Annotated in this window: 14 protein-coding genes and 1 other RNA gene; 13 read left to right on the top strand and 2 right to left on the bottom strand. The window is 26.5% G+C overall.

All coding sequences use genetic code 11. The features are described 5' to 3' along the window. Nucleotides 1-69: 69 nt before the first annotated feature. The 6 genes from B5F09_RS01825 to B5F09_RS14955 all read left to right on the top strand — a co-directional run bounded on the left by B5F09_RS01825 (nt 70) and on the right by B5F09_RS14955 (nt 4,141). Nucleotides 70-747: a YitT family protein gene (locus B5F09_RS01825; RefSeq protein WP_087370975.1), complete on the top strand. Its 678-nt coding sequence runs from the start codon at nt 70-72 to the stop codon at nt 745-747. A 90-nt stretch (nt 748-837) separates the two neighbouring features. Next, nucleotides 838-923, top strand: an RNA gene (gene ffs / locus B5F09_RS01820) — signal recognition particle sRNA small type. An 18-nt stretch (nt 924-941) separates the two neighbouring features. Next, nucleotides 942-1,400: a nucleoside deaminase gene (locus tag B5F09_RS01815; RefSeq protein ID WP_087370972.1), complete on the top strand. Its 459-nt coding sequence runs from the start codon at nt 942-944 to the stop codon at nt 1,398-1,400. A gap of 63 nt (nt 1,401-1,463) precedes the next feature. Beyond that, nucleotides 1,464-3,344: a DNA polymerase III subunit gamma/tau gene (gene dnaX, locus B5F09_RS01810; RefSeq protein ID WP_087370969.1), complete on the top strand. Its 1,881-nt coding sequence runs from the start codon at nt 1,464-1,466 to the stop codon at nt 3,342-3,344. Between the two features lie 9 nt (nt 3,345-3,353). Continuing rightward, nucleotides 3,354-3,947, top strand: coding sequence for a recombination mediator RecR (recR, locus tag B5F09_RS01805; RefSeq protein WP_087301975.1), 594 nt, complete (start codon nt 3,354-3,356; stop codon nt 3,945-3,947). Between the two features lie 32 nt (nt 3,948-3,979). Beyond that, nucleotides 3,980-4,141: a hypothetical protein gene (locus B5F09_RS14955; RefSeq protein WP_204215169.1), complete on the top strand. Its 162-nt coding sequence runs from the start codon at nt 3,980-3,982 to the stop codon at nt 4,139-4,141. Between the two features lie 26 nt (nt 4,142-4,167). Here the strand turns inward: B5F09_RS14955 and B5F09_RS01800 are convergent, their stop codons facing one another. After that, on the bottom strand, nt 4,168-4,593 hold the full coding sequence (locus B5F09_RS01800) for an Hsp20/alpha crystallin family protein (RefSeq protein WP_087370966.1): 426 nt from the start codon (nt 4,591-4,593) through the stop codon (nt 4,168-4,170). Between the two features lie 110 nt (nt 4,594-4,703). Next, the gene (locus B5F09_RS01795) at nt 4,704-5,129 is read right to left on the bottom strand and encodes an Hsp20/alpha crystallin family protein (protein WP_087370963.1); all 426 of its coding nucleotides are present in this window, start codon (nt 5,127-5,129) and stop codon (nt 4,704-4,706) included. Nucleotides 5,130-5,401: 272 nt separating this feature from the next. Here B5F09_RS01795 and tmk point away from each other — a divergent pair, with 272 nt between their 5' ends. The 7 genes from tmk (at nt 5,402) to B5F09_RS01760 (ending at nt 11,906) form a co-directional block, all read left to right on the top strand. Continuing rightward, on the top strand, nt 5,402-6,022 hold the full coding sequence (gene tmk, locus B5F09_RS01790; RefSeq protein WP_087370960.1) for a dTMP kinase: 621 nt from the start codon (nt 5,402-5,404) through the stop codon (nt 6,020-6,022). Beyond that, a complete protein-coding gene (locus tag B5F09_RS01785) occupies nt 6,019-6,960 on the top strand; it encodes an AAA family ATPase (RefSeq protein ID WP_087370957.1) in 942 nt (313 codons plus the stop codon). Before tmk ends, B5F09_RS01785 begins: the two co-directional genes overlap by 4 nt. A 12-nt stretch (nt 6,961-6,972) precedes the next feature. Then, nucleotides 6,973-7,782, top strand: a complete 810-nt coding sequence (locus tag B5F09_RS01780) for a stage 0 sporulation family protein (RefSeq protein ID WP_087370953.1) — start codon at nt 6,973-6,975, stop codon at nt 7,780-7,782. Nucleotides 7,783-7,784: 2 nt separating this feature from the next. After that, complete coding sequence (locus tag B5F09_RS01775) at nt 7,785-8,522, top strand: tRNA1(Val) (adenine(37)-N6)-methyltransferase (RefSeq protein WP_087370950.1); 738 nt, start codon at nt 7,785-7,787, stop codon at nt 8,520-8,522. Then, on the top strand, nt 8,515-9,369 hold the full coding sequence (rsmI, locus tag B5F09_RS01770) for a 16S rRNA (cytidine(1402)-2'-O)-methyltransferase (protein WP_087370947.1): 855 nt from the start codon (nt 8,515-8,517) through the stop codon (nt 9,367-9,369). Before B5F09_RS01775 ends, rsmI begins: the two co-directional genes overlap by 8 nt. Nucleotides 9,370-9,502: 133 nt before the next feature. Further along, the gene (locus B5F09_RS01765) at nt 9,503-10,813 is read left to right on the top strand and encodes a polysaccharide deacetylase family protein (RefSeq protein ID WP_087370944.1); all 1,311 of its coding nucleotides are present in this window, start codon (nt 9,503-9,505) and stop codon (nt 10,811-10,813) included. Nucleotides 10,814-11,270: 457 nt separating this feature from the next. Then, nucleotides 11,271-11,906, top strand: a complete 636-nt coding sequence (locus B5F09_RS01760) for a GTP pyrophosphokinase family protein (protein ID WP_087370941.1) — start codon at nt 11,271-11,273, stop codon at nt 11,904-11,906. Nucleotides 11,907-12,466: the final 560 nt, after the last annotated feature.

Raw genomic sequence — 12,466 nt, 5'->3', positions numbered from 1 at the left:
TAAATATTAACGATATGATGTAGGTGTCAAATAGGTACCTACTTTTTTTATTAGATTAGGAGGTTAAAAATGAAATTAGTAAATCGTGTTGGATTATATTTTATAGGCTTATTTATTATTACAATTGGAATTAATTTATCAATAATTTCTGGTTTAGGAATTTCACCAGTTTCTGCATTTACTTTACCATTAAGTGAGGCAGTTAATATTAGTTTAGGAACAATTACAATTGTTACATATGTAATTTTTGTATTAATTCAAATTTTGGTTTTAAAAAAAAATTTTAAGAAAAAGAATTTATTACAAGCACCATTTAGTTTTGCATTTGGCTTTTTTGTTGATTTTACTGGTCAAATGTTAAGTGGTTTAAATCCGCAAACATATACAAGTCAATTTATTTTAATGATTTTAGGAATAATAATATGTGCTTTTGGAGCAACGATATATATTATTATGAATATTGTTCCTAATGCTCCAGAAGGATTAAATTTAGCACTTAGTGAACGTTTAAATATGCCTTTTTCTAAAATTAAAATTATTTGTGATTGCTTATTTGTTTTAATTGGTGTTATCATTTCTTTAATTTTCTTAGGCGGAGTAACAGCAATTAGAGAAGGAACATTGATTTCAGCTTTATTAACAGGAAAATTAATTGGTCTTTTTACTAAATGGTTTGAACCAGGATTGAAGAAAATCGCTTTTAATGATAATGATGAAAAACAATTATTATTAAATGAAGCTATGTAAAACTTATTTTTATAGTTAATGATAATATACATTTAATAAATAAATAATAAAAATGATTGAAATTATTTAATAGATAAGATATAATCATATTTGCCATTACAATAGGCGGCTTCGAACCATGTCAGGACCGGAAGGTAGCAGCATTAAGAATAACCGTCTATGTGTAGTGGTTTTTTGTATAAAGGAGAAAAATTATGGATCAAGATATTGAATTTATGAAGATTGCATATTTGGAAGCTTTAAAATGTCTTGAAAAAGATGAAGTGCCTGTGGGAGCTATTATTGTTAAAGATAATCAAATTATTAGTAGTAGTCATAATTTACGACAAACTACCAAATTAGCTACAGCTCATGCAGAAATTTTAGCAATTGAAGAAGCTTGTAAAAAGTTAGATTCATGGTATCTTGATAAGTGTACGTTATATGTAACTTTAGAACCTTGCGTAATGTGTTCTGGAGCAATAATAAATAGTCGGATAAAGAAAGTTGTTTTTGGAGCCTATGAATCAAGGTGGTTAGCTTTAACGAGTATTTATCAAAGTGAAAAGCCTGTCAACCATCATCCAGAAATTATACCTGGCATTTTAGAAGAACAGTGTTCTAAAGTAATTAAAGATTATTTTAAAAATAAACGAAAGAAGGATAAAAGTTAATAATTTTATCCTTTTTTTATCGATTATATAGTATAATAGGTAAAAGTGAGGAGTGAATTAGTGATGTCATATAAAGCTTTATATCGGTCATATCGACCTCAAACATTTGAAGAAGTTGCGGGACAAGAACATATAGTTACAACATTAAAAAATGCTATTAAAGAAAATCGTATTGGTCATGCTTATTTGTTTGCTGGTCCTCGTGGAACCGGAAAAACAACTATCGCTAAATTATTAGCAAAAGCTTTAAATTGTACCGGGGAAAATCCACCATGTGACAATTGTCCTAATTGCAAGGCTATAACTGCAGGGGAGCATCCTGATGTTATTGAAATAGATGCTGCTAGTAATAATGGTGTTGATGAAGTACGTGATTTAATTGATAAAGTAAAATATGCACCTATAAACGGTAAATATAAAGTTTATATTATTGATGAAGTTCATATGATGTCACCAGGAGCTTTCAATGCTTTATTAAAAACATTAGAAGAACCACCTGCACATATTGTTTTTATTTTAGCGACAACAGAACCTCATAAAATTTTGCCAACTATTATTTCTAGATGTCAGCGTTTTGATTTTAAAAAAGTTGATGATCATGATATCGTTGAGCGATTAGAATTTGTTTTAAAATCTGAACAAAAAAAATATGATCTTAAAGCTTTAGAATTAGTTGCAAAACTAGCTGATGGGGGAATGCGTGATGCTTTAAGTATCTTAGAGCAGTGTTTAGCTTTTAATAATGAACTTACGGTCGCTAACGTAAATGAAGTATATGGCTTATTATCAATGGATAATAAAATTAAGTTTATTAAGCAATTATTATCTAAAGATATCAAGGGTGTTTTAGAGTCGCTTGAAAACATGCTAAGCGGTAGTATAGATATTAAAAGATTAACGTTTGATTTAATTGACGTTTTAAAAGATATTATTATTTATAAAAATACTCAGGATATTTCTATTTTATTTGTCTTAACTAAACAAGATGTTGATAATTTAGCACCATATATTCTAGTAGAAGAAGCATTTGAAATCATTGATATTTTAATTGATGCTAGTTCACATTATAGTCAATCAGTTAATGCTAATACATATTTTGAACTAGCAATGCTTAAAATTTGTAATAAAGTCAAAGATGAAAATAAAATTAATGTAGAAAATACACCTGTTTTACAAGTTGACCATACTTCAAAAGCAACATCAGTAGTTGAAAATGATATTCAAGAAAATATATCTGCTGATGTTCAAAATAATAATCAACAAGAAGCAGGTATTGATAATCAAAATAATGTACAACAGCAACCAATTATTGATATCCAAGAAGACGAATATTATAATGAACCTATTAATGAGCCTGATTATTATCCTGAAGATTTAACATATAGTGAAGAAGTTAATAATCCAATTGAATCGATAGAAGTAGAAAATAAACCTGTAAAAACAGAAAAGAAAGAAATAGTTAATGTTGAAGTATCATTTGATGACATATTAAATATTTTAGTTCAAGCAAAACGAACTGTTTTAAATGAAATTAAAGAAAAATGGTCAGTAATTGCTCGTTATCGTTTTAATTTAAATACAGCAAAATTTGCTTCAATGCTTTGCGATGGAACTCCGGTTGCTGCTTGTGAAGGTGGTATTATTATTGCTTTTGAACATCAGCCAAATGTTAATGAAGTAAACGAAACTAGAAACTATCATCAGTTGAAGAAGTTTTTAACAGAAGTTTTGGGTGAAAGTTATGATTTTATTGCTGTAAAAAGTAGTAATTGGACAGAACTTAGAAATACATATATTAAAATGATGCGCTCTGGAACTTTACCAAAACCACAGCCAATTGTTCTCCATCATATTGGTGATGTAGAAGATAATCAGCCTGAATTAAATGATGCGCAGGCTTTAGCAGTTGAACTGTTTGGTGATTTAGTTGAATTTGAAGAATAGGAGGTACTTATGAATTATCCACAAGCATTTCAGGATTTAGTAGATTGTTTTAAACGTTTGCCTGGAATTGGCGGTAAAAGTGCTGAAAGATTAGTTTATCATATTTTATCTATGGATAAAAAATATGTTGATGAATTTGCTGAGGCTTTAGCAACAATTCAAGATAAAATTCATTATTGTAAAAAATGTGGTCATATATGTGAAAATGAATATTGCGATATTTGTTTAGATCCTGATCGTGATCAGTCTACTATTTGTATAGTTGAAGATCCTAAAGATGTCTTTGCAATGGAAAAAGTAAAAGAATATCGAGGCTTATATCATGTTTTACATGGTTCTGTATCGATTATGGAAGGTAAAACAATCGAAGACTTAAATATTGCTTCATTATTTGATCGCTTAGATGATAATGTTAAAGAAGTAATTATTGCTACTAATCCTACTAGAGATGGAGAGACAACAGCTCTTTATTTAGCCAAGTTATTAGCCAAGAAAAATATTAATACTAGTAGAATTGCTAATGGTCTTCCAATAGGAAGTAATATTGATTATGCTGATGAGTTAACATTATTAAAATCATTAGAAGGTAGAAAAAAAATATAAACATCTCATACAATTTAATGAGGTGTTTTTTTATGAAACAAATTATTTATGTAATCATTAGAGCTTATATAATTTTATTTTTGATAAATATTTTTACTAACAACTATTTTAGTTATAACTTTTTAAATATTTTTATTTTATCATTATTACCATTATCTGGAATTATCATTATTTATATTATCTCACTAATATAAAAAAAATCCGGTTTTTAAACCGGATTTTAATCAATAGGAATATATTTACTGCTCGTATCAATTTCTTTTGGAGCATTTTTAGGTAATGTAATAATCAATTCACCATTGTTGTAACTTGCTTTAATATCTTCTTGTTTGATATTATCACCAACATAGAAGCTACGTGAACAAGATCCTGAATAACGTTCGCGACGAATGATATTACCATCATTGTCTTTTTGATCGTTATCACTAGATTTTTTGGCACTGATATTTAAATATCCAGCATGCAATTCAATAGAAATATCTTCCTTAGCAAAGCCAGGAACTTCCATTTCTAATTGATAGTTATCACCGACTTCTTTAACATCAGTTTTCATTAAATTAGTAGTTCTAGTTCCTCTAAAGAAAGGTTCATCAAACATGTTATCAAAAACATCATCAAAAGTTGCAAATCCAGGTAGTAATTTCATATAAATCATCTCCTTTTAAATTTATTTTTCGAAATTACTTCATGAATAAATCATCTTCATAATAATATTCTTATTTTTAGCATCAACTATAGTGAAAATGTTAACTAAAATTATTCAATTGGAATAAAATTACTTTTTGTTTCTACTTGTTTTGGTGCTTCTTTAGGCAATTTAATAATCAACTCACCATTGTTATAACTTGCTTTAATATCTTCTTGTTTAATATCATCACCAACATAGAAGCTACGTGAACAAGATCCTGAATAACGTTCGCGACGAATGATATTACCATCATTGTCTTTTTGATCGTTATCATTAGATTTTTTAGCACTGATATTCAAATATCCATCATGTAATTCAATAGAAATATCTTCCTTAGCAAAGCCAGGAACTTCCATTTCTAATTGATAGTTGTCACCGACTTCTTTAACATCAGTTTTCATTAAATTAGTAGTTCTAGTTCCTCTAAAGAAATGATCATCAAACATGTTATCAAAAACATCATCAAAAGTTGCAAATCCAGGTAGTAATTTCATATAAATCATCTCCTTTTAAATTTATTCTTTGAAATTACTTCATGAATAAATCATCTTTTCTTTTTACAACTATTATTATAGTCTATTTTTTAGCACTGTCAAGTATAGAGTGCTAATTTTTTTTATTAATTTATTTCCATAAATAATAGAGGAAAATAGGGTATTTATATTGGCTAAATCAATATTTTTAATGATTTATTTAAAATGACGTTTTAATTGCTATATGTTATAATATACAACGAAAGTCTATAAAAAATTGGAAGGAAATAAAAATGAAAGGTAAGTTTATTACATTAGAAGGACCTGATGGTAGTGGTAAGACAACAGTGTCTAAAATTATTGTTGAAAAACTAAAAGATGAAGGACACAAAGTTTTATTAACAAGAGAACCAGGTGGAATTGATATTTCTGAACAAATAAGAAATATTATTTTAGATAAAAAAAATGTTAAAATGGAAGCTCGTACGGAAGCTTTATTATATGCAGCAGCTAGACGCCAACATTTAATTGAAAAAGTACAGCCAGCATTAAATCAAGGATATATTGTAATTTGTGATCGTTTCGTTGACAGTTCTCTAGCATATCAAGGAGTGGCTAGAGGAATTGGAATTGATGAAGTTTATCAAATGAATCAATTTGCAATTGGTGATATTCAGCCAGATGCTACTATCTTTTTTGATTTACCATATGAAATTGGGTTAGCAAGAATTAATAAAGGAAATCGTAGTACTGATCGTTTAGATTTAGAGTCAAATGATTTTCATAAAAAGGTTTATGAAGGTTATATGGAAATTTGTAATAAGTTTGCTGATCGAATCACTAAAATTGATGCTAATAAGTCAATAGATGAAGTCGTTGATCAAGTTTTAACTGTAATAAAGGAAAAGTTATGAAAGAATATTTACAGGAAAATCAACCAAAATTCTATAATTTAATAAAAAATGAATTTATTCAAAATAAAATTCCTCATGCTTTTTTACTAGTTGGTAATAATACGAAAGTACCATTAAATTACTTAGCAATGTCATTAATTTGTGACGAAACTTTAGCTTGTGAAAAATGTAATGATTGTCGTAAAGTTCTAGAAAATAAGTATGGAGATATTATTAGATATGATGGAAAAGAGACTTCAATAAAAAAAGGTGATATTGAATATATCCAAGATACTTTCAAAAAATCTTCTTTAGAAGGTAAAGCAAAAATTTATATTATTGAAAATATTGAATCAGCTACTAAAGAAGCTATGAATACATTATTAAAGATGTTAGAAGAACCGACATCAGGTATTTATGCTATTTTTACTACTAATAATATTAGTAGGGTATTACCAACTATATTGTCACGTTGTCAAGTTATTGATATTAAGCCTGATAGTAAAGAGGTAATATATAAAGCTTTAATTAAAAGTAATATTCCTGAAGAGGCTGCTAAAATTTTAACATATTTATCAGCTAGTGAAGAAGAAGCTAAAAATTTATATGATGAAAGATTTGAATATATGCAAACTGAAGTAATTAATTTTATTGAGGATTTGTATACGAAAAGAATGAATTTGATTATTAATGTTCAAACTAATTTATTGAAGAACTATAAAGAACGTGATGATATTAAATTATTTTTAAATATGCTTGTTTTAGCAATGAAAGATATGTTTCACGTGAAACATAATCAAAATTTAGTATTCAGTGCCCATTACGATTTCTTTAATAGTTTGCAAATAGATGAAAACAAATTAATAAAACAAATTGAAATTATTTTAGAAACTATTTATACAATAGAAAGCAATGCTAATCTATTAATGTTAATAGATAGTATGATGTATCGTTTATAGAAAGGAGATTATATGGAACAACTTAAATTAGCAAGTGTTAAATTCAAAAGTGCTGGAAAAGTTTATTACTTTTCTACTGATATTGATTTAGAAAAAGGCGATTATGTAGTTGTTGAAACTGCTCGTGGTGTAGAATTAGGTGAAATATCACAATCATTAAAATCAATAGAAGAATTTAACTTAGATACAGAATTAAAAAAAATAACTCGTCGAGCAACAAAAAAAGATGTAGAGGCATATCTAAAAAATCTTGAAGACGCTAAAGAAGCATTGGTAACTTGTCGAGATATTGTAGCTCGTTATGATGTCGATATGCAATTAACCAATTGCGAATTTACTCTGGATAAAGCAAAAGTAATTTTTATGTATACTTCAGATGTTAGAGTGGATTTTCGTGAGTTATTAAAAGAGTTAGCAACAGTTTTTCGTTGTCGAATTGAATTAAGACAGATAGGTCCCCGTGATAAAGCAAAAATAATTGGAGGAATAGGAACATGCGGATTACCACTTTGTTGTACATCCTTATTAGGAGAATTTAATGGTGTATCAATTAACATGGCAAAAAATCAGATGTTGGCAATAAATATTGATAAAATATCTGGAGCCTGTGGTCGATTAATGTGTTGTTTAAAATATGAAGACGATGTTTATTCATTAGAGAAACAACGTTTTCCAAAAATAGGTAGTCGCGTTAAATATGAAGGTAAAGAAGTAAAAGTATTAGGTTTGAATATAATTAATGATTTAATTAAAATCGATAATAATGGTGCAGTAATTTTTGTTAATCTAGATGAAATTGAATTTAATCAAAAGCCTAATTAGTTATGTCTGATCAAGAAGTAGTTAACTATTTATTAGCTCATAAGAACATGAAGATTGTCCAAAGGAAAGACATGTTTAACTTTTCTTTGGATACTGTTTTATTAGCTAATTTTTGTACCATTAATAAAGATGTAAAACATATAGTTGATTTTGGAACCAATAATGCGGCAATACCTTTACTTTTATCAAAGAGAACTAATCGAAAAATTACTGGAGTAGAAATTCAACAAGAAGCAGTTGAACTAGCTAATAAAAACGTTGCTTTAAATAATCTAGAAGATCAAATAGAAATAGTTCATGACGATATTGCGAATTTTGTCAAAAACTTTCCTAAAGTTGGTTTAGTTGTTTGTAATCCACCATTTTTTAGAGTAGATGAAGAAAGTAATTTAAACGAAAATGAATATTTGACAATAGCTCGCCATGAAATAAAAATAGATTTAGAGGGTATAATTAAAGCAGCTGCCTTTTTATTAGATAATAAAGGACGTTTTGCTATGGTTCATCGTCCTGATCGGATGATTGAAATATTAAATGTTATGCAAAAATATGATATTGAACCAAAAAGAATAAGATTTGTCTATCCAAAGGTCAATCGAGACAGTCATGTTTTGTTAGTTGAAGGAATGTATAAAGGTAAAAAAGGACTAAAAATTGAACCACCATTATATGCTCATAATGAAGATGGTTCTTATAGTAATGAAGTAAGAAAAATGTTTGGAGAAAAAATATATGAATAGACAAAAAAGTTTTGAAAATCAAGCGCCATCTTTATATTTAGTTGCCACTCCAATAGGAAATTTAGAAGAAATTACATTTCGTGCAATTAATGTTTTAAAAGAAGTTGATTATATTGGTGCTGAAGATACTAGAAATACAATTAAATTATTAAATCATTATGATATTAAAACTAAGCTAATATCTCATCATGAGCATAATTTAAGTCAATCAATTCCTAAATTAATTAATTTATTATTAGAAGGTAATGATATTGCTTTAGTTAGTGATGCTGGTTATCCAGCAATTTCTGATCCAGGATACGAACTTGTTAAAGCTGCTATTGAAAATAATATTAATGTAATTCCTGTTAGTGGGGCTAATGCTTGTTTAGATGCCCTAGTAGTTTCTGGTATTGCACCTCAGCCGTTTTTATTCTATGGTTTTTTAGATCATCAGGATAAGAAAAAAAGAAAAGAATTAGAAAAATTAAAAAACTATCGAGAAACAATCGTATTTTATGAATCACCACATCGAATTAGTAAAACATTGAAGTTAATGCAAGATATCTTGGGTGATCGTCATATTGCACTTTGTCGTGAGATTACAAAAAAACATGAAGAAATTATAAGAGGGAAAATTAGTGAGATCATTTCTATCACTGCAGAGCTAAAAGGGGAAATGGTAATTGTTGTTTCTGGTAATAATGATAATGATGAAGTTAATTTATCTCCAGAAATACTTATTACAGAGGTAGATAATTATGTAAATAAAGGAATGAGTGTTAAAGATGCTATAAAAGAAGTATCTAAATTAAGAAAAGTTAATAAAAATGAATTATACGCATTATATCATAGTCAAAATGATTAATATCGTCATTTTTTAGTAATTAAATTCTTAAATGTTTCACGTGAAACATTTAAGAATTTCTGTATTTCTATATTTTGTCGTTTGATTTAAAATAATAAATAAAGTATGATAGTTTCATGGGAAGGATGTAAGTATGGAATATAGATATAGAAAAAATAAAAAATTAAGATTTAAGAAAAAATCATTAGCAATTTTATTTCTGATAATTGCAATAATTATAGCATTTGTTTTTTGGATTACCAATAGAGAAGGACCTTATGAAAAATATTACCAATATGATGAAAATAATAAAAAAATTGGTGAAGTCCAGCATTATCAAAAAGAAAATGAACAATTCTTTATATCAATGTATTATCCAAAAACCAATATAAAAGAGTTGAATAAAATCATCAATGATTGTTGGAATGATTATATAAAAGATCAAAAAGCTAATAAGGATAGTAAAGATATCCTTTATATGGATTATTCAATAGATCAAGTTTATAAACAGTATGTCAATTTAAAACTCTCTATGAATCGCTATAATGAAGATGATAAATTAGTAGAACAGTCAAATAAGCTATTTTGTTACGATACTAAAAACGAGAAAGTTTTAACAGTTAATGATGTATTAAGAAAGAATTACAAAATATCACTAGCAAATATCAATGGTATTGATAATATAAATCAAGACAATGATAATTTAGAAATAAAAAAGGATAAGGTTGTTATATATACTAATGATAAATTGAAGGAAAAAGTTGAAATTAAATATGAAGAAAATAAAGATTTAATTAGATTAGCAAATAAAAATATTCCTTCAAATGCCCCGTTAGATGTTAAAACACCGACACCATTACCTAAAATCGATCCAAATAAAAAAATGATTGCTTTTACTCTAGATGACGGACCGCATAAAACAAATACACTTCGTGTTGTTGAGATGTTTGAAAAATATAATGGTCGTGCAACATTTTTCCAATTAGGTAAAAATGTTCAAGCATATCCAGATATTGTTAAAACAGTATATGAACATGGTTTTGAAATTGCAAGTCATTCTTGGGATCATCCTGATTTAAGAAAATTAGATACAAATGCTGTTAATAAACAAATTGTTGATACACAAAATGCAATTTTCAGTATTACTGGAGATGAACCAAGTTTAATTAGACCACCATTTGGAGCTTATAATGATAATGTAAAAACTGTTGTCAAAAATAATGGAATGCAAATTGCTTTATGGACAGTGGATACATTAGATTGGAAGTTAAAAGATGCCAATAAAATAAAAGATGCTATTGTTAACAATGCTTATGATGGTGCAGTAGTACTTATCCATGATATTCATAACTTTACAGTTGATGGATTGGAAATGGCATTAGCTGAGTTAGCTAATAAGGGATATCAATTTGTAACATTATCTACATTAGGTGAGTATAAAGAATTAAAAACAGTACTTCGCTAATATTAGCGGAGTATTTTTTTATAATTAAACTTACAGATATTCTGTAAATTTTAAATAAGCTTTAGTACAATGATAATGTAAAATATTCTCTTATAAACGATATTACTACTTGGAAAATTGCAAAACTAAAATATAGGAGAATAATCAGGCATATGATATATACTTTATCAAATATAGTAAGATTGTAAATATTATAGGTAGCTATTAATAAATAATTATTTATAATAAGTATATTAAAATTTATAATGCTATTAAATTTAATTAATAGAAAATATTATTATATAGAAATACATATTAAAAGGAGACAAAGAGACAGAAGATTTAAATTTATTTATATGTTTAACAATATATATTAGATAAGTTGAGATAATAGAAATATTGATAAAACACAAAAAAACATAATTAATATATATTGTTTTTAAAATATTTTAATAAAGTATTATATGGGTGATATATAATGGATTGGGAAATAATAAGTTATGAAAATGAAAAGTTTAATGAGTTAATGCAACAATATGAAGCTGCTATTAAGATTATTAAGACCAAATTGGAATTAATAGATCAAGAATTAAATTTTAAGTATGGACATAGTCCAATTCATGGTATTCAATATCGAATTAAATCTATAGAAAGTATTAAAGGCAAATTAAAAAGAAAGAAACTTGATCAAACAGTTGCTGCTATTAAAAAATTATATGATATTGCTGGTATTAGGGTTATTTGTAATTATTTAAATGATATTCAATATATAGCTCAATTACTAGTTAATCAAGATGATATTACACAAATTAAACATAGTAATTATATTCAGTATCCAAAAAATAATGGGTATCGCAGTTTTCATTTAATTGTTAGTGTACCTGTTTATCAAAAAGATGGCAAAATCAATGTTCCAGTAGAAATTCAAATTAGAACAATTGCAATGGATTGTTGGGCATCATTGGAACACGAACTTTGTTACAAAAATGAATCAAAAACAAATAATGATATTAAAATTAGATTAAAAGAATGTGCGGATAAAATGGCGCAGACTGATTTAGAAATGCAAAAGATCTATTTAGAAATAAATCGGCCATGGGATGGTAATAGGTAATAAATGATAGAAATAAAATGTTTCACGTGAAACATTTTATTTTTAAATATTGAGAAATTAAACAATAATAAAATCTCCATGATTAATAAAAAAAGCTGTAACTACAAATATAAAACAAATGAGGACTTAACGAGTGATAATAAATATTATATATAACTGATAATTTTAAATATAATAACATTATTATAATAAAGTAGTTAACATGAAAAATAATTTTAAATATAATAGTAGCAAGAAAATCATAATTATAAAATACGGATGTTATGAATATAATAAAAAATAGCATATAGATATTGTTTAATAAATATATGATTTTAAAATATATAGATAAAAGAAAATATTTCTGATAAAAATATTATAAAAGTAAACTTTGATAATCCAGTAGTTACAAAATAGGAAAAATATAATATAGATTAATTAAGTTTTAAAGAATAAAAATATTATTTTAAAATAAATAATATTTTTGATACTAATATTGGATTAGATTTGGTAACTAAATGTTATTAGATCATTATAATAATATAATCTTGATGAATTTAGGTATATATAAATTAGGTGTT

The sequence above is a fragment of the Erysipelatoclostridium sp. An173 genome, from assembly GCF_002160495.1.
Taxonomy (GTDB): domain Bacteria; phylum Bacillota_I; class Bacilli_A; order Erysipelotrichales; family Coprobacillaceae; genus Thomasclavelia; species Thomasclavelia merdavium.
Note: the sequence above shows the minus strand (reverse complement) of the source record. Positions and strands in the feature narration are given on the sequence as shown.

Bases quoted from the DNA above. Each gene is read 5' to 3' on its own strand.
- B5F09_RS14955 (WP_204215169.1), top strand. From the start codon at position 3,980: ATGAAACAAATTATTTATGTAATCATTAGAGCTTATATAATTTTATTT.
- B5F09_RS01800 (WP_087370966.1), bottom strand. From the start codon at position 4,593: ATGAAATTACTACCTGGATTTGCAACTTTTGATGATGTTTTTGATAAC.
- B5F09_RS01780 (WP_087370953.1), top strand. From the start codon at position 6,973: ATGGAACAACTTAAATTAGCAAGTGTTAAATTCAAAAGTGCTGGAAAA.
- B5F09_RS01765 (WP_087370944.1), top strand. From the start codon at position 9,503: ATGGAATATAGATATAGAAAAAATAAAAAATTAAGATTTAAGAAAAAA.
- recR (WP_087301975.1), top strand. From the start codon at position 3,354: ATGAATTATCCACAAGCATTTCAGGATTTAGTAGATTGTTTTAAACGT.
- B5F09_RS01825 (WP_087370975.1), top strand. From the start codon at position 70: ATGAAATTAGTAAATCGTGTTGGATTATATTTTATAGGCTTATTTATT.
- rsmI (WP_087370947.1), top strand. From the start codon at position 8,515: ATGAATAGACAAAAAAGTTTTGAAAATCAAGCGCCATCTTTATATTTA.
- B5F09_RS01815 (WP_087370972.1), top strand. From the start codon at position 942: ATGGATCAAGATATTGAATTTATGAAGATTGCATATTTGGAAGCTTTA.
- B5F09_RS01785 (WP_087370957.1), top strand. From the start codon at position 6,019: ATGAAAGAATATTTACAGGAAAATCAACCAAAATTCTATAATTTAATA.
- B5F09_RS01760 (WP_087370941.1), top strand. From the start codon at position 11,271: ATGGATTGGGAAATAATAAGTTATGAAAATGAAAAGTTTAATGAGTTA.
- tmk (WP_087370960.1), top strand. From the start codon at position 5,402: ATGAAAGGTAAGTTTATTACATTAGAAGGACCTGATGGTAGTGGTAAG.
- B5F09_RS01795 (WP_087370963.1), bottom strand. From the start codon at position 5,129: ATGAAATTACTACCTGGATTTGCAACTTTTGATGATGTTTTTGATAAC.
- B5F09_RS01775 (WP_087370950.1), top strand. From the start codon at position 7,785: ATGTCTGATCAAGAAGTAGTTAACTATTTATTAGCTCATAAGAACATG.
- dnaX (WP_087370969.1), top strand. From the start codon at position 1,464: ATGTCATATAAAGCTTTATATCGGTCATATCGACCTCAAACATTTGAA.